Source organism: Altericroceibacterium endophyticum (genome assembly GCF_009827595.1).
Lineage (GTDB): Bacteria > Pseudomonadota > Alphaproteobacteria > Sphingomonadales > Sphingomonadaceae > Altericroceibacterium > Altericroceibacterium endophyticum.
Genome location: NZ_WTYT01000005.1, coordinates 17,004 through 40,046 on the forward strand (window position 1 = coordinate 17,004; position 23,043 = coordinate 40,046).

The 23,043-nt window shown below is 58.7% G+C and carries 17 protein-coding genes; 14 read left to right on the plus strand and 3 right to left on the minus strand.

Annotated elements, in window-relative coordinates:
- Window positions 1–46: 46 nt before the first annotated feature.
- The 7 genes from ald to GRI91_RS11360 all read left to right on the plus strand — a co-directional run bounded on the left by ald (window position 47) and on the right by GRI91_RS11360 (window position 9,996).
- Window positions 47–1,162: an alanine dehydrogenase gene (ald, locus tag GRI91_RS11330; RefSeq protein WP_160736805.1), complete on the plus strand. Its 1,116-nt coding sequence runs from the start codon at window positions 47–49 to the stop codon at window positions 1,160–1,162.
- Window positions 1,163–1,572: 410 nt separating this feature from the next.
- The gene (locus GRI91_RS11335) at window positions 1,573–3,945 is read left to right on the plus strand and encodes a TonB-dependent receptor (RefSeq protein ID WP_237437822.1); all 2,373 of its coding nucleotides are present in this window, start codon (window positions 1,573–1,575) and stop codon (window positions 3,943–3,945) included.
- Between the two features lie 162 nt (window positions 3,946–4,107).
- Window positions 4,108–5,370, plus strand: a complete 1,263-nt coding sequence (locus GRI91_RS11340) for an MFS transporter (protein ID WP_160736806.1) — start codon at window positions 4,108–4,110, stop codon at window positions 5,368–5,370.
- Window positions 5,371–5,439: 69 nt separating this feature from the next.
- Window positions 5,440–6,936 carry a helicase HerA domain-containing protein gene (locus GRI91_RS11345; protein WP_160736807.1) on the plus strand — a complete coding sequence of 499 codons (1,497 nt, stop codon included), beginning with the start codon at window positions 5,440–5,442 and terminating at the stop codon, window positions 6,934–6,936.
- 223 nt (window positions 6,937–7,159) lie between these two features.
- On the plus strand, window positions 7,160–7,708 hold the full coding sequence (locus GRI91_RS11350) for a hypothetical protein (RefSeq protein WP_160736808.1): 549 nt from the start codon (window positions 7,160–7,162) through the stop codon (window positions 7,706–7,708).
- Window positions 7,693–9,213 carry a PepSY domain-containing protein gene (locus tag GRI91_RS11355; RefSeq protein ID WP_160736809.1) on the plus strand — a complete coding sequence of 507 codons (1,521 nt, stop codon included), beginning with the start codon at window positions 7,693–7,695 and terminating at the stop codon, window positions 9,211–9,213. The genes GRI91_RS11350 and GRI91_RS11355 overlap by 16 nt, the downstream gene beginning before the upstream one ends.
- A 309-nt stretch (window positions 9,214–9,522) precedes the next feature.
- Window positions 9,523–9,996, plus strand: coding sequence for a hypothetical protein (locus GRI91_RS11360; protein WP_160736810.1), 474 nt, complete (start codon window positions 9,523–9,525; stop codon window positions 9,994–9,996).
- 182 nt (window positions 9,997–10,178) lie between these two features.
- Here GRI91_RS11360 and GRI91_RS11365 read toward each other — a convergent pair whose 3' ends face one another.
- Window positions 10,179–10,358, minus strand: a complete 180-nt coding sequence (locus tag GRI91_RS11365; protein ID WP_160736811.1) for a hypothetical protein — start codon at window positions 10,356–10,358, stop codon at window positions 10,179–10,181.
- A gap of 337 nt (window positions 10,359–10,695) precedes the next feature.
- Here GRI91_RS11365 and GRI91_RS11370 point away from each other — a divergent pair, with 337 nt between their 5' ends.
- Window positions 10,696–12,252, plus strand: coding sequence for an anti-phage dCTP deaminase (locus tag GRI91_RS11370; protein ID WP_160736812.1), 1,557 nt, complete (start codon window positions 10,696–10,698; stop codon window positions 12,250–12,252).
- A 41-nt stretch (window positions 12,253–12,293) separates the two neighbouring features.
- Here the strand turns inward: GRI91_RS11370 and uvrA are convergent, their stop codons facing one another.
- The gene (gene uvrA / locus GRI91_RS11375) at window positions 12,294–15,188 is read right to left on the minus strand and encodes an excinuclease ABC subunit UvrA (protein ID WP_160736813.1); all 2,895 of its coding nucleotides are present in this window, start codon (window positions 15,186–15,188) and stop codon (window positions 12,294–12,296) included.
- Between the two features lie 276 nt (window positions 15,189–15,464).
- Here uvrA and GRI91_RS11380 point away from each other — a divergent pair, with 276 nt between their 5' ends.
- The gene (locus GRI91_RS11380; RefSeq protein ID WP_160736814.1) at window positions 15,465–16,076 is read left to right on the plus strand and encodes a hypothetical protein; all 612 of its coding nucleotides are present in this window, start codon (window positions 15,465–15,467) and stop codon (window positions 16,074–16,076) included.
- 132 nt (window positions 16,077–16,208) lie between these two features.
- Here GRI91_RS11380 and GRI91_RS11385 read toward each other — a convergent pair whose 3' ends face one another.
- Window positions 16,209–16,388: a hypothetical protein gene (locus tag GRI91_RS11385; RefSeq protein WP_160736815.1), complete on the minus strand. Its 180-nt coding sequence runs from the start codon at window positions 16,386–16,388 to the stop codon at window positions 16,209–16,211.
- A 41-nt stretch (window positions 16,389–16,429) separates the two neighbouring features.
- Here GRI91_RS11385 and GRI91_RS11390 point away from each other — a divergent pair, with 41 nt between their 5' ends.
- The 5 genes from GRI91_RS11390 (at window position 16,430) to GRI91_RS11410 (ending at window position 22,845) form a co-directional block, all read left to right on the plus strand.
- The gene (locus tag GRI91_RS11390; RefSeq protein ID WP_160736816.1) at window positions 16,430–16,663 is read left to right on the plus strand and encodes a hypothetical protein; all 234 of its coding nucleotides are present in this window, start codon (window positions 16,430–16,432) and stop codon (window positions 16,661–16,663) included.
- 327 nt (window positions 16,664–16,990) lie between these two features.
- Window positions 16,991–18,622 carry an ATP-dependent nuclease gene (locus GRI91_RS11395; RefSeq protein ID WP_160736817.1) on the plus strand — a complete coding sequence of 544 codons (1,632 nt, stop codon included), beginning with the start codon at window positions 16,991–16,993 and terminating at the stop codon, window positions 18,620–18,622.
- The gene (locus GRI91_RS11400) at window positions 18,619–19,758 is read left to right on the plus strand and encodes a UvrD-helicase domain-containing protein (protein ID WP_160736818.1); all 1,140 of its coding nucleotides are present in this window, start codon (window positions 18,619–18,621) and stop codon (window positions 19,756–19,758) included. Before GRI91_RS11395 ends, GRI91_RS11400 begins: the two co-directional genes overlap by 4 nt.
- A gap of 193 nt (window positions 19,759–19,951) precedes the next feature.
- Window positions 19,952–21,832, plus strand: a complete 1,881-nt coding sequence (locus GRI91_RS11405) for an ABC-F family ATP-binding cassette domain-containing protein (RefSeq protein WP_160736819.1) — start codon at window positions 19,952–19,954, stop codon at window positions 21,830–21,832.
- Between the two features lie 65 nt (window positions 21,833–21,897).
- The gene (locus tag GRI91_RS11410) at window positions 21,898–22,845 is read left to right on the plus strand and encodes a cation diffusion facilitator family transporter (RefSeq protein WP_160736820.1); all 948 of its coding nucleotides are present in this window, start codon (window positions 21,898–21,900) and stop codon (window positions 22,843–22,845) included.
- The last annotated feature ends 198 nt before the right edge of the window (window positions 22,846–23,043 follow it).

Below are 23,043 nucleotides of genomic sequence, written 5' to 3' on the forward strand. Positions count from 1 at the left end.
CTCTTTCTGCATTATCCTTTCCGCACTCGGAATTCAGGAGATTTTTATGCGCATCGGTAGCCCCAAGGAAATCAAGAACCACGAATATCGGGTCGGCCTGACCCCCGAAAGCGCAAGAGAGCTGGTCGTGCACGGCCACGAAGTCTGGATCGAAAGCGGCGCCGGGGCAGGTATCGGGGCAGGCGACGCGGATTATCAAGCCGCTGGCGCGATCATCAAACCATCAGCCGCAGAGATTTTCGCCGAATGCACGATGGTGGTGAAAGTTAAGGAGCCGCAGGCGGAAGAACGCGCCCAATTGCGCGAAGGCCAGATTCTTTACACCTATCTCCATCTGGCCCCCGATGCGCCGCAGACGCAAGATCTGCTGAAATCCGGCGTTACCGCGATCGCTTATGAAACGGTCACGGGCCAGCGTGGCGGGTTGCCGCTGCTGAAACCCATGAGCCAGGTGGCCGGACGTATGAGCATTCAGGCCGGCGCCACCGCGCTAGAAAAGATCAATGGCGGCCGCGGCATGCTGCTCGGCGGTGTTCCGGGTGTCATGCCAGCGAAGGTGGCCGTTATCGGCGGCGGCGTAGTGGGATTTAACGCCGCGCAGATGGCCGCTGGACTGGGCGCGGACCTGACCATTCTGGATCGCGACCCGGAAGTGCTGGAACAATTGGGCATTCATTTTGAAAGCCGCGCAAAAACGCGGTTCTCAAATGAAGCCAATCTGGAAGAAAGCGTATGCGAGGCGGATCTGGTGATCGGAGCGGTTTTGATTCCCGGCGCGGCGGCCCCCAAACTGGTTAGCCGCGATCTGTTGAAGAAAATGAAATCAGGCGCCGTCTTGGTGGACGTGGCCATCGATCAGGGCGGGTGCTTTGAAACCAGCCGGGCCACCACGCATCAGGACCCGACCTATATCGTCGATGACGTAGTGCATTATTGCGTAGCCAATATGCCCGGTGCGGTTGCACGGACCAGCACCTATGCGCTCAACAATGTCACGCTGCCGCATGCTCTGGCGATCGCCAATCTGGGCTGGAAGGACGCACTGCGCGCCAATCCGCATCTGGCGGCCGGTCTGAATGTTCATGCCGGACAGGTCACATATAAGGCCGTGGCGGACGAATTGGGCTATGAATGGACGCCGACCGAAACAGTTCTTGGCTGATTCTCATCCAATCGGGGCGCCAGCGTCAAAACGCGGCGCCTCGGCATTAAATCAGTCGTTTTCGTATCACCGTTTTCTGCGCCCGCTCAAATCGGGCATCTTTTGGCGACATATCTGGCCCGGTCCATCCAAGGTCCGGGCCAGTTCGTTTTGCAGCCACCAGAAACCCACTCCCCACATAAAAACAGATACTTAACGGCATATTCCTTCGCAAGGAACACCCCCTGCTGCGCTACTGCGCCACTATGGCAGGGATATTTCGTCAATTACTTTTTCGCCTTGGCTCAAGACGAATTGCTGTTCTCAGGGCTCTATGGCGATCGTTGAGACAGCTCATGAAGAGGCTGGTCACGGGAGGACGCAATTTCATCAGTGGGGGATACGCCATGACGAACTCAATGAATCCAAAAATGGTACTCGCCGCGGGGATATCGCTGCTGGCGATTGCCCCGACCCAGGTACTGGCTGCTGCGGCCGATGATGCTACTGCCGATATGGCAATGGCTGACGATGCCGCGCCGGGGAACCAGATTACCGATATTGTTGTGACGGCGGAACGCCGTGAAGTCGGTTTGCAGGATGCCCCCATTGCGGTTTCGGCCATCAGCAATGAAAGCCTCAAGGAAAGCAATGTCACCGATATTACCGGTCTGAACGGCCTGGTGCCCGGTCTGGTCGTCGCCAAGAGCGGCGGTGCAGAACGCATTATCTCCATTCGCGGTATTGGCTCGGAAACACCCGAAAATACCAACACCCAGCCGGGCGTCTCCTATCACGTCGACGGCGTCTATATCTTCAACTCAATCGCCGCGAATGCCGCTTTTGTTGATGTGGCTCAGGTTGAGGTTCTCCGCGGACCGCAGGGCACGATGTTTGGCCAGGGCTCAACCGGCGGCACGATCAACGTCGCCACGCGTCAACCCGAACTGAATGAAATCAGCGGAAATGCCCGCGTTGGTCTGGGTAATTACAGCCTGGTTCAGGCGGAAGCCGGTGCCAACCTGCCCATTTCCGACACTCTGGCTGTGCGTGTAGCGGGCCAGCACCAGTCGCATGATGGCTATGCGAAGACGACAGACGTCGTGAATTTCGGCGAATGGGAATTGGACGATGCCAATGAAACTGCGTGGAAAGCAGCCGCAAAATGGGCACCTACCGACAATTTCTCGATCACGCTGAACACCATCCAATATAGCAGCGACACACATGGTCAGGCACAGAAGAACGTGTTTGATCCCAATCCCGATCCACGTGAACTGACGCAGGATTTTCCGGGCCAGTCGGTGGTCGATACCGAGCTGTATTATGGCACGATGGCGCTCGACATGGGTTTCGCGACGCTGAAATCGATCACCTCCTATCAAAAGCTGCATTCCGAACAGTCCTGGGACGCTGACGGCCTGACCGCAGACCTGTTCTATGATCTGAGCTATAGCCCGGATTCCTTCACCGGCGTTCGTTATGACCATGTCGGCACCTGGCAAAGCGACACCGAGAGCTGGACACAGGAAGTCAATCTTACATCCAACGGCAATGGTCCGCTGAGCTGGATTGCAGGCGCAGTCTACCTGGAATCCAAGAACAGCCAGTACATCGTCGAATATCGGGGAGACGACGACAATCTGCTCCGCCCGCCTTTGCCGCTCACTACAGCCTTTGATGATCCCGTTCTGTCTTCGGTGACCTACGCCGAGCTTTCGTCGATCAAACGCAAGGCCTGGGCTGCTTACTTCCAAGGCACGTATGAGATGACGGACGCGCTGAGCCTGACAGCCGGTATTCGCTACAATCACGATAAGTATGATGGTGAAAGCGCGACCAACTCCGACACTGCAGATTATACGTCTGGTGTCTATCTCCAGCCAGAGTCTGTCGATGGCTATTCCACGAGCGAGTGGACCGGAAAGCTGGCGCTGGAATACAAATTCACACCCGCCAATATGGTCTATGCGAGCTTTACGCGTGGTTTCAAACCGGGCGGTATCAACTCGGCATCGGCCGGAGGCAATTCCTATAGTATCCTGCCGACCTATAAGCCTGAAACCGTCAATTCCTTTGAAATCGGCTCAAAAAACCGCTTTGCGGGCAATACGTTACAGCTGAATGCTTCGGCGTTCTATTACGATTACAGCAACATGCAATTCCTTGAGGAAGACCCCATTCCTTATGGCGAGGGCACCAGCAACGCCCCCAAGGCCGAGATTTATGGTCTTGAGCTGGAAGGGTCATGGGTCATCAATGACTATTTCCGGTTCGATGGCTCCGTTGCGTTCCTCGATGGCGAATTCACCGAGGATTACTTCGCTCTCGACCCCGCAGAGGCCACCAAAGCACAGAATGAAGCGGGCTACGCCGATTACCTGATCTGGCTGGATGAGAATTTCTTCCCGGGGATCATGGCACGCGACGGCGCACGGATGAATATCAATGGCAATTCCGTGCCGAAGATTCCCGATGTTCAGGGGACGGCGGCGCTGACCTATAACAATTACCTGTTTGGCGGGGATTTCACTGCCCGGGCACAGCTGATCTATCGCGGGGAATATCAGTACCGCCTGTTCAACAATTCCGAATTTGACGTCACGCCGTCCTATGAACAGTTCAATCTGTTTTTCGGCTACGAGCCTGAAGGCAGTGCGCTCAAGTTCTCCGCAACCGTCACAAACCTCTTTGATGAAGATGGCGTCAATTCGCGCTTTTCCGATCCTTACGGAAGTGCGCAGACGATGGAGACCTATATCGCTCCGCGCCAGTTCATCTTCGCAATTGGCTTCGATTTCTAACCACCCCGAAGTCATGACCTTGGTACGGGGCGCAGCAATGCGCCCCGTTTTTTTGGCGTAAGAGCCGCGGGGCTGAACCTCAAACATTTCGGCGCAGGCAATCAAGCCAGCACAGCCGCACAACGCTCATAGTCGGGGCAATCGGGCCAAAGGGGGTGAAGTGTGCCGCGTGCAATCTGGGTGCTGATCGTGGCCTGCTCGGCCTTCTTCCTTGTCACCGCGACGACCTTCACGTCGCTTGGCTATATCCTTTTCACCATGGCAGAAGATCTTGGCTGGAGCCGTACGGCCGCCGGGATGAGCTTTTCCCTGCTCGGTCTTGCCTGCGGCCTCTCCAGCCCGCTTCCGGCCATCATGATGAAACGCTTTGGCACCTGCATCACCATGGTCAGTGGCAGCCTGGTACTCGCCACTGGTTTTCTAGCCGCTGCTCTGACGCCCGGACTGATCCTGTTCTTCTTCGCCACGACGCTGATGGGCGCAGGTTTTTCACTCCTCGCTCCCGCGCCCGGCGTATTCCTGATGGCAAATTGGTTCGGGGACCGCGCCCCGCGCATGATCGGTGTTTATTTCATGGCCGGTTCCTTCGGCGGGGTGATCGGGCCCTTGCTGGTCGGTGCCATTGTCGCGCTTTCAGGCAGCTGGCGGTTGCACTGGGCCATCATGGCAGCGCTGGCTCTCATCCTCGCCCTTGCCTGCGCTCTGGGCATTCGTGATCAGCAGGACGATACAGGCACACCAGCGCCAACCAGGCAGCAAAGCCCGGATAATGCCGCAACGCCCGCCTCAGCCGATGCCAATGGCTGGACAGTAAAGGCGGCCTTGCGCAGCCGGGCCTTCATCATCCTCGCCCTGACCATGGCCGCGATGCAGACCGTTTACACCACGCTGCATTCCATTCTGGTGATGCATATGGCCTCTTTCACGACCGGCTCCACCGCCGGGGCCATTGCCCTCAGCACTCTGGCGCTGTCGGGTACAATTTCCAAAGGCATATCGGGCGGTCTTGCTGAAAAGTTCAATGCGCAATGGCTGATGGTCGCCGGCCTCATTCTTCAGGCCGCATCCATGGCCACGCTTGCTGCAGCCACGGCACCCATTTGGGCCTATCTCGGCGCCGTTCTCGCCGGGCTTGGCTGGGGTGCGGCATGGCTTAGCGCGAACACTCTGCTGCTGCGCTATTTTGGGAAGAGCATTATCGGCGATCTGGTGGCAATGGCGACCATGGCCACCACCATCGCGGTGGTTGGTCCCGTCAGCGCAGGGTGGGTGGCGGACACCACCGGCAGCTATCGCCCGATCCTGACTGGATTTGCGGCACTTCTGGGACTGATCGCACTCGCAACCCTTTGGCTGAACCGCAGTGCCCGCTCCGATGCGAAACGCCAAAAGCAACAGCATATTGCCACGCAAAGCGCCTCCTGATCACCAAACCTATGGAAAACCCCGTGGCGCGGCTTTGGCTCTTCCACCAAGGGCGCTAACAGGCTGGGCGTGAGCGCTTCCATCATCATCGGGTCCGATGCGGCAGAACGGGATGTCCCCATCGACATCGAAGAACTGCTGGCGACCCGCTTGCTGGTGCAGGGCAATAGCGGCTCTGGCAAATCCCATCTGCTGCGCCGCCTGCTGGAAGAAAGCGCCGCTCTGGTACAGCAGGTCGTGATCGACCCGGAGGGTGATTTCGTCACTCTGGCGGAGCCCTTCGGCCATGTGGTCATTGAAGGCGCCGATTATGGCGATGCCGAGATTATCGAACTTGCCGGACGTATTCGTCAACATCGCGCCTCGGTCGTGCTGGCGCTGGACGGGCTGGAAATCGACGCGCAGATGCGCTGCGCCGCGCAGTTCCTCTCTGCCTTGTTCGATGCCCCGCGTGAACAATGGTATCCGGCGCTGGTGGTGGTCGACGAAGCGCAGATGTTCGCTCCCGTTAGTTCGGGTGATGTGAGCGAAGAAGTGCGCCGGATGTCGCTATCCGCCATGACCAATTTGATGTGTCGGGGCCGCAAACGCGGCCTGGCGGGCGTCATCGCGACGCAGCGGCTGGCAAAACTGGCGAAAAATGTTGCCGCCGAAGCCTCCAATTTCCTGATGGGGCGGACCTTTCTCGATATCGACATGGTGCGCGCGGCGGACCTTCTGGGCATGGAACGCCGACAGGCGGAACAGATCCGCGATCTGGAGCGCGGCCGCTTTCTGGGTTTGGGTCCGGCCATCAGCCGCCGCCCGATCGCGGTGAAGATCGGCGCTGTGCAGACATCCGCTCGCACCACATCCCATGGCATGATGCCACCGCCGACATCCTCGACAGAGGATATGTCCGCGCTGCTCCATGCCGATCTGGGCGCGTCCACAGCCATCGTTCCGCCGCCTCCACCGCCCCCGCGTCCATCCTCCGATCCCGATGCCATGGCGCAGCGGATCGCCACCTATGAAGCCCCGCACCCCGGGGGCGCCGATATTGAAGGCGAAGACAGCGGCATGGGGATATCTGGAGAAAGCCCGGAAAATGCCGACGATTCCGATCGTCAGCAAATCATCGATGATATTTTGAGCGATATGGCTGCGGAGGAAAATGCCTGTTTCCAGGCGGCTTCCTCGCTGTTTCAGGATTTTACTCTCCGCTGCCGGATGCAGCGCATCACGCACGGGCTGGATATGAGCGGCTTCCGCCGGCAATTCGCCATGGCCGTGGCGGGAGTGTCTTCGCATGATGAGGATCACGCCGCCATGCTGGAACTGGGCCGGTCACTCTCGGATGATTTGCTCGCCCCTTTCCTGACGATCGCTCGAGCCGCGCAGGAGGGACGATCCTGCCCGCCAGATGACGAACTGGCCCGCATATATGGCACCAATTCCGCCGGACGGATCCGCCGCCTGCTCGAACATTTCGAAAAAACCGGCCTGATCGTCATGCGGACCGATTATAGTGGAAGGCGGACCATTGGCCTGCCCCATCTGGGTACCAGCACCGCCTCCGCCGAATAGAGACTGATGGCCTGCCCGGCCGGTTACCCCTCTGTTATCCTGAAGATTATCGCCAGCGCCGCCTGAACGGTGCGCGAAAGTTGACGCCTGCTTGCCCGGTCCCTAGGAGCAAGACTAGTGCTAACTACTCGCATTTACAGGATGGCGAGATGATCTCCTGCCTTATGAAAAGTGTTGTCACAGCTTTCGGCTCCGCCTGTAAACAGGCGGTCGGCACAGCACTATGATGCTTCCCTACGGAATTGTGCTGTCCTTATTGGGGCCGCTTATGTTGCGGCTCGGCTGGCATCGGAAATCAGGATGGATCATGGGCGGCTGGGCTTTGCTCACGATGGCCGCCGTGCTGCTCACCTTCGAATATGGCGCATGGGGGCTCGCCATCGGGACATGTGCGGCAATAGCGAGCGCCAGTGTTTTGCTCGCCGTGGCGGCGCTGCGCACGCCGGCAGGACGTCTGGCGAAGGGCCGTCTCCCTGAACGCAAAGCGCGCCGCGCACCAGACTGGCCGGACATTGCAAGGCGCTGGGGCGTCTTCATCATCACCTTTCCGCTGACTTTGCTGGCAACGCTGTTTCTGGCGGTGCGGATGGAGGCGTTCGCCGTGGCCAGCGGCAGTTCCGAGGCAAACAGTATGGCGACCGCCGTGATTGCCGCGCCGATCATCTGGACCATCGCGATGAGCTGGCAGATGCTGTGCGGCACACTTTTCAGAATGGCGCTGGCCCCGGCCGCCCTGTTTCTTGCCGGAGGTGCCCTGTGGCTGATCAGATAGAAAAAGACGACCTCCCCAAGCGTGCGCTGCGCGGACATGCGGCGATTGGTCTGATTGCTGGTGCGCTGATCTTCCTCCTCTCGCTCTCCGGGGTGCTGGCGGTGAGTGCGGAGCGCTGGCAACGCTGGGAAGAACCCGCTGCGCCGGAAATGACCGATATTTCCCCGGCTGCGGCACAGGCGGCGCTGGAGGCGGCGATTGCGGCAGATGGCAAGCCCACCACCCATGCCTATCTCCACATGCCGACCGACAAATTGCCGCGCGTGATCGTGACCACCGATTATTCGGCGCATTATGTGACCGAGGATGGCGAGCTGGCCGCGCCGGAGGATCATGTCTGGACCGAGTTTATCCTCGCGCTGCATTATTACCTCAATTTGCCGATGACGCCCGGCCTGATCCTGGTCGGGATAGTGGGCGTCGCGCTGTCGGCGGCGGCGGTAACCGGCGTGCTGGCGCATCCGCGGATTTTCCGCGATGCCTTCCGCCTGCGTCCGCGCGGGCAGAAACAGCTGGCGCAGGCCGACTGGCACAACCGCATCGGCAGCTGGACCCTGCCCTTCACGCTGGCCGTGGCGCTGACCGGGGCAGCCATCGGGCTGGGCGTGGCGGTGTTCCAGGGCATCGCGGCCGAGCGGTTTGGCGGCGATATGGAGGCGGTTTACGGCCCCCTGTTTGGCGACCATCCGCATGAGGACCCGGCCCCCGCCCCGCTTGCCCGGGCCGACATTGCGCTGACCTGGATGGCGGATAACCACCCTCAGCGGCGCATCACCTATGTCACGCTGGAGCATCCGCAAACGGCGGGCCAGCAGATTTCCATCCTCGCCGACCATGATCAGCGGCTGATCTATGGGGAGAGCTATGTCTTCGACGGCGACGGCTTTCCCGATGGCAAGATCGGCCTGTCCGACGGTGCCCTGGGGCAGCAGGCCATCGCGTCGGCCTATAAGCTCCATTTCGGCAATTTTGCCGGTATTCCGGTGGAGCTGGCCTATATCCTATTCGGGCTGGGCCTATGCGCCGTGACCGCCACCGGCATGTCGCTCTGGCTGATGAAGCGCCGTGCGCGCGGACTGGCCGAACCCCGGCTGGAGGCCTTCTGGAGCATCACCGTCTGGGGCAGCCCGCTGCTGCTGATCATGGCCTATTGGCTCCGGATGATTGGCGGCCCCGCCATGCCGCTGACGGCATTTTTCTGGGTCGCGCTGCCCGTGGCGATGCTCGCGGGAATGACCCGCCCCTCGGTCTGGATCGCCCCCATCCTGCGCTACAGCCTCGCCGCCGGGCTGGTGATCACCGCTCTGGCGCATGGGCTGATCTTCGGTTTCGCACCGCTCAGCTCGCTCGCGATCAATGCCGCGCTGATCGCCATGGCCGCCGCGATCATCACTTTTTCTCCCCGCGCCGGCGCGCCGTGGAAAGGCCGTATCCAGCCCGACGCCGGCACTGGCACTGGCCCCCGTGACGGCGAGCTCAGCAACACGGCCCCCGCCGCCGAGTGATCCGCCCTCCCCGGCGGATATGACCCGCTGCACCCGCGCATCGGCGCGGCGTGTCAGGCAGGGGGATGGAACGGAAGTGACACTGTTCTGAGGGACGGAAAAGCGCCCCTCTGACGGGCCATCCTCCTCTGACCGGCCAGCCTCCATACCGCCGGCGGCGCGGGCGACCATCGCATCCACTTCCCCCGCCGGATCGAACGCGCCGCGCTGCGCCTGAAAGGCCGCCTCCCAGCGCGCAGCAGCCTCGGCGCGGGCAGAGGCGCCCGCCTCATAGACACGGTCGGCATTCAGGGCCTCGCGCTCGCGCGGATGCAGCCCCTCATCCGCGTCACTGAACAAAGCCTCGGCCATTTCACGCTCGCAGCACTCGGCCATCGCCTCCTCCGCCTCCCGCGCGCAGCGATCGAGATAGGTCAGACGCGCCTGTTCATCACCGCCCGCCGCATCGAGCGCCGCGCCCTTTCCGCCGAGCCGCATCAGCGCCGTGTCGAAATCCGCCGCTTCCCCGCGCGGAGACGCCGGCCCGCAGCGCGCATCGAGCCGCGCGAGGAAGGCCAGCAGCAGCCGCGCATCATGCCGCCGCCGCGTGGCGACCTGCTCGCCGCGATGAAACACCGCTTCCTCCACCCCGTTGAGCGCGCGTTCGGCCAGCACCGCCTCGACATGGTCACGCGCCAGCAGCAGCGCCGCATCCCAGCAGCGCGCAAAGGCCGGATTGCGCCGCCGCGCGCGATAGGCGGTCTGCGGCGCAATCCCCATGGCCGCGCAGGCCGCCCGGACTGACCCAGCGCCGGCAAGATGATCGCAAAAGCCCACCATCCGCTCGGGCGCAAAGCCATTATGCTGGGTCACGCTCTGCGCCGCCCCGCTTTCGCCCGTGGCCAGCAGCGCGGCGCTCCACGGAGCTGCCTCCCCGGCCGAGAGATCAAAGGCGGGGCGATGCGGGATAAAGTCCTGCGCCCCCATCACACTGCCCTCCGCCGCACAGCCCCGCACAGCAGCGCCTCATGCCGCCTATGCCGCGCGCGCTGGGCTACGGTCGTGCCCACGTCGGTCTTTATGCGGCCTGCGGCGAGATGATCGAGCCAGCGGGCGAAATGCTCCAGCGCTTGCGAATCATTGGAGGGCGGACGGGAAATGGACATGGCAGAGACTCATCGGTGGGTTGAAAGACCCTCCGGTGAGGCATGGCTGTGTGGGTGTAGGGAAGACTTTAAAGTTATGTTAAAAGTCTGAATCCTGTTTAGGCGACTTAGGCGAAACCGGACCGGCTGGTACTCCTACAGAAGATCTACTCTGCACCGCCTTCGGAAGCTGCAAATAACTTCTGCCACTGCGAGACAACGAATTGATCAGCCATTCTGACCCTCTAATTGATTTTTCCACAACACTCCCCAAGATGACTCATCTGCTTGCCAATATCCCGATTGGGATCCAAATTACCATAAGACAATATGCGTTTTCCCGAGATTGGGGGGGATAATGACAAATAATTCTGATCGCCGCGAAGCTTTTGTAGCTCTGATAGCTCCCATTGGAGTAGACCTGAATGAAGTTGAAATTTGTTTAACAAATCAGTTTAAATTGGTCGAATATGAGACCAACAGGTTAAGGTTGACAGAAATATTCAAAGACATAGAACACGACTATGACTTGAATATAAAAAATGAATTCGAACGATACCAAAAGCTAATCTCAGCTGGCGACAAATTAAGAGTCGATTCAAAACGAAATGATATTTTCGCACTTTATGGAATCCATAAGTTAACAGAATTCTCTGATCGTGATATTGGTGATGAAATACCGAATAATATCATACATATTTTCAGGCAAATAAAGAGGCCTGAGGAAATCGAAACTCTAAAGAATACCTTCGGAAGAAATATTTTATTTGTCTCCTGCTATGATAGTAGAGAAAATAGAATAAACAATCTTGTTAAGAAATTGCTAAAAACTCAGAGGGGTAGATCGCGCACTGATCTTGAGTCTGAAGCATTAAAAATAATTGCAATTGATGAAGATGAACGAGGACATGTCGCAGGGCAAAGAGTATTAGACTGTTATCAGCACGCTGATTATGTACTGGATTGCCAGTCAAAGATGGATCTCTCACAGTCTTGTCAGAGGCTCGTTGAAATTTACTTTGGCAGCCCTTTTATATCGCCAAAGATCGACGAATATTGCAGTTATCACGCTAACGCAGCGGCCTACCGATCACTTGACCTGTCACGACAGGTTGGAGCAGCGATATTCAACCAGAATTGCGAAATAGTCTCTATGGGATGCAATGAAGTCCCTAAAGCGGGCGGAGGTACATATTGGAGCGACGATGCCGATGATCGACGTGATTACGTGCTGGGACGCGATTCCAATCATCAAGTGCGTGAAGATATGGCAACGGACGCACTTAAGAGACTGCAGCCCGATTGGCTGGATAAAAAATACTCAGATCTCAAACCTGAAGAACTGGCATACCGGGCATTTGATGCCCCAGATTCTCCACTCAAAGGGTCTATGATATCAGACGTGATGGAATATGGGCGCATGGTTCATGCTGAAATGAACGCCATCACTGACGCAGCCCGCTCAAACAAAACAACACAGGGAGCGACGCTCTACAGTACAACCATGCCATGTCATTTATGCACGCGATTGATAATAGCGGCAGGCATCCAGCGGGTCGTGTATGTTCAACCTTACCCCAAAAGTCTAGTTCACGAGCTTTATAATGACTCCGTTGCAATTGACCAACCGCACAGGAATGACAAAGTCAGATTTGAGACACTAAAAGGTGTTACGCCAAACGGCTACAAGATTGCTTTCCACAGATCTCATCGAAGAAAAAATAAAGATGGGACCGCAATAAATTGGGATCCAAAAGTTTCCTCTCCGATATTTTTGAGCCACTATCCCTATTATAGAAATTTAGAGATTGCTTCATCCTTAGAGCTAAGCTTTGCTGTGATGGAACTCGGCAAAGAGGTCGACAAACGGAAAGCAACTAGCAAGTCTGGCAAGAAATCGATAGGCCTGAACTAAGAGGGCGCTTTACACGCCTTCGTCGAGCGGGCTCAGGCACTTTAAGACAACATCCCCTTCAGATAATGCCCGGTAAAGCTGCGCGCATTTTGGGCGACCTGTTCGGGGGTGCCTTCGGCGACCAGTTCGCCGCCGCGCACGCCGCCATCGGGGCCCATATCGAGCAGCCAGTCGGCGGTCTTGATCACATCGAGGTTGTGCTCGATCACCACCACCGAATTGCCCTGATCCACCAGCCGGTGCAGCACCTCCAGCAGCTTGCGCACATCTTCGAAATGCAGGCCGGTGGTCGGCTCATCCAGAATATAGAGCGTCTGCCCGGTGGAGCGGCGAGCGAGTTCCTTGGCCAGTTTGACGCGCTGCGCCTCCCCGCCTGACAGGGTCGTCGCCTGCTGACCCACCTTGACGTAGCCCAGCCCGACTTCGTTCAGCATGTGCATCTTGTCGCGGATCGGGGGGACATTTTCGAAGAAGCTTTCGGCATCCTCGATCGTCATGTCCAGCACATCGGCAATCGACATCCCCTTGAAGCGCACTTCCAGCGTTTCACGGTTGTAGCGCTTGCCGTCGCATTCCTCGCAGGTGACATAGACATCGGGCAGGAAGTGCATTTCGATCTTGATCACGCCGTCGCCCTGGCAGGCCTCGCACCGGCCGCCCTTCACATTGAAGCTGAAACGGCCCGGCTTGTACCCGCGCTCCTGCGATTCCGGCAGGCCGGCAAACCAGTCACGAATATTGGTGAAGGCGCCGGTATAGGTCGCCGGGTTGGAGCGCGGCGTGCGGCCGATGGGCGACTGGTCGATCTCGATCACCTTGTCGCAATGGTCGAGGCCGGTAATCTTGTCATGCGGGCCGGCGATCATCCGCGCGCCATTGAGCTGCCGCGCCGCGCCGGCATGGAGCGTGTCGATGGTGAAGCTGGACTTGCCCGAACCGGACACGCCGGTGACGCAGGTGAAGGTGCCCAGCGGAATGGAGGCGGTGACATTCTTCAGATTGTTCGCCCGCGCGCCATGGACGGTGAGCTTCTTGCCATTGCCCTTGCGCCGTTTGGCCGGAACGGCGATTTCGCGCGCGCCGCTCAGATATTGCGCGGTGAGCGATTTCTTCGATTTCAGCACCTGTTTCAGCGTGCCTTCGGCGACCACCTCGCCCCCGCGCACGCCCGCGCCGGGGCCGAGATCGACCACGTAATCGGCGGCGCGGATCGCGTCCTCATCATGCTCCACCACGATCACCGTATTGCCGAGATCGCGCAGGCGCTTCAGCGTTTCCAGCAGCCGGTCATTATCGCGCTGATGCAGGCCGATGCTGGGTTCGTCGAGCACGTAGAGCACGCCCGACAGCCCGCTGCCGATCTGGCTGGCGAGGCGGATGCGCTGGCTCTCCCCGCCCGAAAGCGTGCCCGAATTGCGGTCGAGATTGAGATAGTCGAGCCCAACATTGTCGAGGAAGCCGAGCCGTTCGTTGATCTCCTTCAGGATCGGCCGCGCGATCTGCGCCTGCTGGCTGGTGAGCTTCTCCTCCAGCGTGGCGAACCACTGCACCGCTTCGCCCACGGGCAGGCGGACCGGGCCGGAAATGCTTTCCTCCGCGATCTTCACCGACAAGGCCTCGGGCTTGAGCCGCGCGCCGCCGCAGGTTTCACAAGGCTGCGCGGCCTGAAAACGGCTGAGCTCCTCGCGCATCCACGCGCTGTCGGTCTGCATCAGCCGGCGGTTGAGATTGCCGATGACCCCCTCGAACGCCTTTTCCACCGTGTATTTCTTGCGCCCGTCCTTGAAGGTCAGCGGCACCCGCTTGCCCTTCGTCCCGAACAGGATGACATTGCGGTGCTCCACCGCCATATCCTGCCACGGCGTCGTCAGGTCGAAACCATATTCGGCGGCGAGGCTTTCGAGCACCTGCATGTAATAGGGCGATGGCGGATTGCTCTTCGCCCAGGGGACGATCGCGCCCTTCTTCAGCGTCAGGCTTTCATTCGGCACGACCAGCTGCGGATCGAAGAGCTGCTTCTCCCCCAGCCCGTCACAGGTCGGACAGGCCCCCTGCGGCGCGTTGAAGGAGAACAATCGCGGCTCGATCTCCTCGATGGTGAAGCCCGAAACGGGGCAGGCGAATTTCTCCGAAAAGACGATCCGGTTGGCGGGCAGCCCGGCGCCCTTCAGATTGCCCTCCCCGCTCGCCTCATCCTCGCGCCCCGGCACCACGCCATCGGCAAGGTCGACATAGGCCAGCCCTTCGGCCAGTTTCAGCGCGGTTTCGAAGGAATCCGCCAGCCGCGTCTCGATCCCCTCGCGCACGGCGAGACGGTCCACAACCACCTCGACATCATGCTTCAGCTTCTTCTCCAGCGCGGGCGCGTCCTGAATCTCGTAGATTTCGCCATCGATCCGCACGCGGGTGAAGCCCGCCTTCTGCCATTCGGCCAGTTCCTTGCGATATTCCCCCTTGCGCCCGCGCACCACCGGGGCGAGCAGATAGAGCCGCGTCCCCTCCGGCAGAGCCATCACCCTGTCGACCATGTTGGAGACGGTCTGCGCCTCGATCGGCAGGCCGGTGGCGGGCGAATAGGGCACGCCGACCCGCGCCCAGAGCAGGCGCATGTAATCATAGATCTCCGTCACCGTGGCGACGGTGGAGCGCGGATTGCGGCTGGTGGTCTTCTGCTCGATCGAGATCGCGGGGGACAGCCCCTCGATATGCTCGACATCGGGCTTCTGCATCATTTCGAGGAATTGCCGCGCATAGGCGGACAGGCTTTCGACATAGCGCCGCTGCCCCTCGGCATAGATCGTATCGAAAGCGAGGCTGGATTTGCCCGAGCCGGAGAGCCCGGTGATGACGATCAGCGCATCGCGCGGCAGATCGATATCCACCCCTTTGAGATTATGTTCGCGCGCCCCGCGGACGGAAATTTTGGTAAGAGCCATGAAGGGAGATGTTCCGCAAATGTTCGTGTGGGTCAAGAGCCATGCGTGAAGGATACGCAGGAGGACCGGAATTGGTTGCGGAGGATGTGGGGGTCAGCGGGCGCTTTGGGAAGGGGGGAGGCACAAGGATAGCCTCTGCGCGGGTTTTATCCAGCCGATGAAACATCTCGAACGATTTCTGGCTCTGCGCACCGCGACACCGGGCGGCCTCCCCTTTTGCCCTCCGATCGACATGTCTACGATGAGAATTTTCGTTCATCAAAAGGAGCCCCCTCAATGAAACGCATTATTCTCCCCGCGCTTACATGCACATTCCTACTCAGCCTCAGCGCCTGCGGGGGAGGCAATGCGGACGCGGATGGCGGAGCGAATGGCGAAGAAGATACTCAGATCAGCGCCGCGAACGCTGCTGGCGGCGGCACTGAACCCGGAGCTGAAGGGCAACTCGCGGCGATCCGCGACTTCCGCCTTACCGAGGATTTCCTCACGCGCTATCAGGCTTTCAGCGACGAGGCGGCGGAGCGCCCCTGCGCGCTTTCCCCGGCCATGCCGAGCGGAAGCGGCGCGGATGAAGCGCGGTCGATCGAGGAAGCGGCGGAGCGTTTCGCTGCCCGGCCTGGGGTGCAGGAAGCGCTCGACCGGCACGGCCTCACCGCGCGTGAAATGCTGACAGGCATGATGATTCTCGTCTCCGCTGCGGCGAAAGATACGATGTCGCAAATCCCCGGGGCTGAGATCCACAGCGATACCGACCGCATCGTCAGCCCCGAGAATATGGAATTCTATCAGAAGCACAAAGATGCCTATCAGCGTCATGTCGAAGAGGTCGCAGCGCAGCAAATGGCGCAGAATGGTGGGCAGATACCTGAATGTATGAAAAGTCAATAAATCGGAATAACCGGTCATAGATTCACGCGTAAAAGCGGGTTTCTATGGCCGTACCGGGCCGGTAAGCCGAGGCTTCTCTTTCTGTATGATCAAAGCCCTCCCACCTCTTTCTGGCTCTGGCGTCAGCACCTGTTACGCGGCGCCCGGCGCAGGAGCCCCTCGACCGGATGATGACCTGACGAGCATCAGGCTGGATTTGCCCGAGCCGGAGAGCCCGGTGATGACGATCAGCGCATCGCGCGGCAGATCGATATCCACCCCTTTGAGATTATGTTCGCGCGCCCCGCGGACGGAAATTTTGGTAAGAGCCATGAAGGGAGATGTTCCGCAAATGTTCGTGTGGGTCAAGAGCCATGCGTGAAGGATACGCAGGAGGACCGGAATTGGTTGCGGAGGATGTGGGGGTCAGCGGGCGCTTTGGGAAGGGGGGAGGAGGAACGACTGGGTCTAGGCAGGGAGCGGTCAGTCAGCTTTTAGGGCGCTACCTGGCAAAAGAAAAAGCCATTGCCGGTTGGCTGATCAAAGCTGTTGAACTGGTGTTCGGCAAGGAAAGGCCGTTATCGTTCACTGTTTGCGCTGTTCGGTGATTTAGATCAGCGTCCAGCGCGCTCAATCACGCCTCTCCATGGGCCGCTTTTTTTTCGGCTCGAGATCCGCGCGCCTGAACAGCCGTATGGGACGTATTTCGAACAGGTTGTTTTCACCTAGGGCGCTGCCACGGTCTGAACGAACGAACTTCTAGCGTTATGCAGGACTGCTTTTCCGAGGCTGGCGATGCTGATCACTTGGAATGTAAGAGTATCGAGAGGTTCTGACATCAGTCCGGTCACTATCAATTTATAACAATGTCTAACGTTGGCTCACTTTTTTTCTCGAAGTAAGCTATAGTTGCCTCGCGGAAAGGGGGACGAGCGATGTTTATAAATAAGGTAAAAATAAAGAATTTCAAATGCTTCGAAGACTGGTTCGAGGTTGATTTCAATCAGGGCGTCAATATTATTGTCGGCAACAACGAGGCAGGAAAATCCACACTGCTCGAAGCCATCCATCTCTGCCTGACGGGCGTGCTGAATGGGAAATATCTGCGCAATGAGTTATCTCCCTATCTTTTTAACAGGAGGGTCGAGCGAGCTTATCTGGAGAGTCTTGCTACGAAACACCCACTTCAACCGCCGGAAATACGGATCGAACTGTTTCTTGACGGAAATGACGATGCGCTGGAAGACCTTCGTGGAAACGGCAATTCGGAGAAGAACGATAAGGCGCGAGGTCTTCTCTTCTCAATCGAGTTCGATAAGAAATACGATGGTCCCTACACTGAGTTATTGAAAGCCGAAGAGATCAATTCGATACCTTTGGAATTCTATCAGGTGCAATGGTGCGAGTTCTCCCGCCAACCGGCTACGGCTCGCAAGATTCCTGTCAAATCAGCCCTTATCGATTCAACGAGCACGCGAATGCAGAGCGGCTCGGACATGTACATCTCCCGCATCGTCAGGGAGTTTCTGGACGACAAGGAACAAGTTGCGATATCTCAAGCCCACCGTAAGCTAAAAGACGCCTTTAAAGCAGACGGCAATGTCGGCGCTATCAATGAAAGATTAGCGGAAGCGGCTAAGATCAGCCGAAAAAGGGTTAGCATTTCAGTGGATATGTCTTCCCATCGTGCCTGGGAAAACAGCTTGATGACTTATATAGAAGATGTCCCTTTCCACTATATCGGCAAGGGTGAGCAGTGCATCGTCAAAACGCGCCTCGCGTTGAGCAGCAAGAAGAACAACGAAGCGACTGTATTGCTAATCGAGGAGCCGGAAAACCACTTGTCGCACTCGAAGCTCAACCAGCTCATCAGCGATATCAGTACCGATAACAGCGGCAAGCAGGTCATCATCACTACTCATAGCAGCTTCGTTGCGAACAAACTCGGACTGCAACATCTCATACTGTTGCGGGAAGCGAAGGTCGCTCGGATCAAGGATCTGAACGCGAGCGACTTCTTCCATAAGCTACCTGGTTATGACACCCTTCGTCTTGTGCTTTCGAAAAAGTCGATCCTTGTCGAGGGCGATGCGGACGAACTGGTCATCCAGCGTGCGTATATGGATACTAATGAAGGAAAGTTGCCAATCGACGACGAGATCGATGTCATCTCAGTGGGGCTTTCATTCCTGCGTTTTCTAGAACTGGCGACAGCACTGAAAATCCCCGTCGTAGTCGCAACCGACAATGATGGAGATATCGGCGCGCTTGATAAGAAGTACGCCGATTACCAGAAATTCGATCATATCAAAATCTGCTACGATCCTGTGGTGGATGAGGGCGGCATGATGCACGCTGGCAAGCCTTTCAATTATAATACCCTTGAGCCGAAACTGGTCAAATCCAATAGCGTCGAGACTTTCAACAAGCTGTTCGATACCAATTATGACCTAGATGGCCTCCATCGTTATATGAAGAACAACAAGACCGAGTGTGCGCTGGCGATATTCTCAGCAAAGACAGATATCAATTACCCGCAATATATTCTGGATGCGATTGCCGAATGATGGGGCCGAATAAGCTCGTCATTGCTGCGGCAGGCTCGGGGAAGACTACCTACCTCGTCAGGCAGGCGCTTGCGGTTGAACAAAAACGGGTCCTCATCACCACCTACACGGAATCGAACGAAGAAGAGATCCGGCGCAAATTCTTCGAAATCAATGGCTCGGTTCCGGGCAACGTGCATATCCAGACCTGGTTCAGTCTGCTAATCAAGCACGGCATCAAACCCTTTCAAGGCAAGCTGTTCGATTGGGATGTCGATGGCATGCTTCTGGTTTCGCAGAGATCCGGTTTTCGCGGGCGCAACTGGCAAGGCCGTCCCATCTATTGGGGTGAGGAAGATTTCAGACGCTGCTACTTCGATCGTCGAAATCGCGTCTACTCAGACAAATTGTCGAGACTGATGATACGGTGCAACGACGCATCGGACGGCGCTGTCATCGAGCGACTTTCCCGTATCTACCCCTTTGTTTTCGTAGATGAGGTGCAAGATCTGGCAGGTTACGACCTCGACATTTTGGCGGCGCTCTTCAAAAGTCCCGCCAACGTCGTCATGGTGGGTGATCCACGTCAAGTCACTTATGTAACCCATCTAGAGACTCGCCTCAAGAAGTACAGGGACGGACGCATTGCCGACTTCATTCGGGAGGAACTTCCCCGGAAAGTTACGTGTGATATCGATGAGACTAGCCTCTTAGAATCGCACCGCAATAGCCCAGCTATTTGCGAATTGTCGTCGAAGCTCTATCCAAATTTGGTTGCTACGACTGCTTGCGGATGTCCCGGCTGTAGGCAATTAGTCCCTCTTGATGCGGGTCTGGTCATTGTGCGGCGTAAGGACCTGCTTCGTTACCTCGATACAAAACGGCCGGTGCAGCTCCGATGGAGCTCGACCGTCAAGATCTCATCTACCGATCTGCCCGCGTTAACGTTTGGAAGGTCCAAGGGCCTCGGCTTCGACCGTGTCATTATTTATCCCACCAAAGAAATGATGAACTGGCTAAAGAATGCCCAATCGCCGTTGAAGCCAGAAACCCGCGCAAAACTCTATGTCGGCCTCACTCGGGCGAGGCATACTGTGGCAGTGGTCTACGACCCTGCCGATGGTGAGGTCGTTCCAGGATTTACCGTTTTCGAATAGGGAAGTCGCCGCGGAACGTTTCCGGGGGTTACCTCTACGCCAAAGACACCAACAGTGAACTGCCCTAGTTAAGAGTAATGCCCGCTTTCAGGAAACTGGAATTACAGGCTCTATGGCCGAAATTGGGGCGCAAAGCTACCACGCTCACAGCATCCCCCTACCCATCCCCCGGCCCCGCTGGTAAGGGCGCGCGATGATTACGATTAACGACATCTCCGTGCGCCTGGGCGGCAATCTGATTCTCGACGGGGCGAGCGCTTCGGTGACGCCGGGGGCCAAGGCGGGGATTGTCGGGCGCAATGGCGCGGGCAAGTCCACTTTGATGAAGGTGCTGCTGGGCCAGATCGAGCCGGATGGCGGATCGATCGACGTGCCGCGCCGCACGCGCATCGGCTATATCGCGCAGGAGGCCCCCGACGGGACGCAGACGCCCTTCGAACGCGTGCTGGCCGAAGATGCCGAGCGCACCGCGCTGATGGAAGAGGCCGAGGGCTGCGAGGACCCGGACCGGCTGGGCGATCTCTATGACCGGCTGATCGCCATCGATGCCTATACCGCCCCGGCCCGCGCGGCGCGGATTCTGACGGGCCTCGGCTTTGACGAAGAGATGCAGGACCAGCCGCTTTCGAGCTTTTCGGGCGGGTGGAAAATGCGCGTGGCGCTGGCCGCCCTGCTCTTTTCCGCGCCCGACGTGCTGCTGCTGGACGAACCGAGCAACCATCTCGATCTCGAAGCGACGCTGTGGCTGGAAAACTTCCTCAAAAGCTATCCCGCCACGCTGATCATTATCAGCCATGAGCGCGATCTGCTGAACAATGTGGTCGATACGATCCTGCATCTGCAGGGCGGCAAGCTGACCGTCTATCCCGGCAGCTATGACGATTTCGAGCGGCAGCGGGCCGAACGGGCGGCGCATCTGGCCGCGGCCAAGGCTTCGCAGGATGCGCAGCGCGCGCGCCTCTCCGATTATGTCGCGCGCAACAGCGCCCGCGCCTCTACCGCCAAACAGGCGCAGTCGCGCGCCAAGATGCTGGCCAAGATGCAGCCGATTGCCGAACTGGCGGATGATCCGACGCTCAGCTTTGGCTTCCCGGCCCCAGCGGAACTGCGCCCGCCGCTGATCACGCTGGATCTGGCGGCAGTGGGCTATGCCGAAACGCCGGTGCTGAAACGGCTCAATTTGCGGATCGACCCGGATGACCGCATCGCGCTGCTCGGCCGCAACGGTAATGGTAAGACGACGATGGCGCGCCTGCTGGCGGCGCAGCTCACCCCGATGGAAGGTTCGATGCAATCATCGGGCAAGATGAAGGTCGGCTATTTCACGCAATATCAGGTTGAGGAGCTGGCCTCCGACGCGACGCCGCTCGACCATATGACCCGCGCGATGCAGGGCAAAGCGCCCACCGCCGTGCGCGCGCAATTGGGGCGGTTCGGCTTCTCCGGTCCGCGCGCCACGACCGAAGTATCGCGCCTGTCGGGCGGTGAACGCGCGCGGCTGGCGCTGGCGCTGATCACCCGCGACGCGCCGCATCTGCTGATTCTGGACGAACCGACCAACCACCTCGATGTCGATGCGCGCGAGGCGCTGGTGCAGGCGCTCAATGATTATGGCGGCGCGGTGATCCTGATCAGCCATGACCGGCATATGGTGGAACTGACCGCCGACCGGCTGGTGCTGGTCGATGGCGGCACGGCGAAGGAATATGCCGGCAGCATGGAGGATTATATCGACTTCGTGCTCGGCCGGAACCAGCCGAAGAAGGATGGCGGCAAGAAGGACGCAGCGAAGGCGCCGGCCAAACCCGCCGAACCGGAAAAACCGAAGCTCGATTTCCACGCCGCGAAACAGGCGAAGAAGGCACTGGTGGAGGCGGAAAAGCGGATGGCGAAGGTGCAGGATCAGATCGCCAAGGTGGACGCGGCGATGCTCGATGTCTCTTCCGGCAAACCCGCACCGGGCGGTGAGGGCCTGGAGACGCTGGCGGCAAAGCGCGCGGCTCTGGTGGGCGACCTCGAAACCGCCGAAGCCGCGTGGATCGAAGCCGGCGAGCTGCTCGAAGGGGCTGCGTAAGATTGATTTGGCGGGCGGGTGATTTGCCCGCTCGCTATTCCCGCAACTGCCGCTAAAAGACTGAAATGTCTGTATTCGCTTATATCCGCAAGAACATCGTCCTGCTGGGGGCTTTCGCCGCCAATCTCGGCATTGCGATCGCCAAATTCGTCGCGGCGAGCATCACCGGATCATCCTCGATGCTGTCGGAGGGCATCCATTCGGTGGTCGACAGCATGAACCAGCTGCTGCTGCTCTATGGCGAACATCGCGCCGATCGCCCGGCCAACCGCGCCCACCCCTTCGGCTATGGGCGAGAGCTGTATTTCTGGGCCTTCGTCGTGGCGATCCTGATCTTTGGTCTGGGCGCAGGGCTGTCCTTCTATGAAGGCTTCAAACATTACATCGACCCCGAGGAGCTGCGCGATCCGACGGTGAATTACATCGTGCTGGGCGTCGCGATGCTGCTGGAAGGAACCAGCTGGTTCATCGCCATCCGTGAATTCTCCGCGCGCAAGGGCAAGCTTGGCTGGTGGTCGGCCATGCGCCGCTCGAAAGACCCCTCGCTCTTCGTGGTGGTGTTTGAAGACAGCGCTGCTCTGGCCGGTCTGATCGTGGCCGCCATCGGCATCTGGGCAAGCCATTATTACAACGCGCCGCAGCTGGACGGTGCGGCCTCCATGGTGATCGGCGTCATTCTGGCCATGGTCGCGGTGTTGCTGGCGCGCGAGGCCAAGGGCCTGCTGATCGGCGAAGCAGCCGATGTCGAGGTGGTGGACAAGATCCGGCATATCGTCGGGGAGCAGGAATGGATCACCTCGGTCAACCATGTCCGCACGCTGCACACATCCCCGCGCAAGATCTTCGCCGCGATCAGCGCGGATATGGTGGACAGCATCTCTATCGGGGAGGCGGAACAACTGATCGAGGAACTCGAACAGGAACTGATCGCGCAAATTCCCGAATTGACCTCCATCTACGTCCGCCCGGAAAAGCGCGAAAACGCTATTCTTCCGCCTGGTGAGGTGGCCTGAATCCCGCTGCGAGACAGGCGCTTTTCCCGCAGCGCAACAAAATAGAAGCCAAACTCGGCTTTTTCGTGTAAGGGCCGCCCGAAGCTGCGAGTTGTGCAGCTTATCGGCGGCCGTGATTCTCCTGAGCATCGCTCAAGAGAACGCCTTGAGACGGGCTGCCCTGCATTACCCTGATTCCTGCCCAGCCGCCGTCGCAGC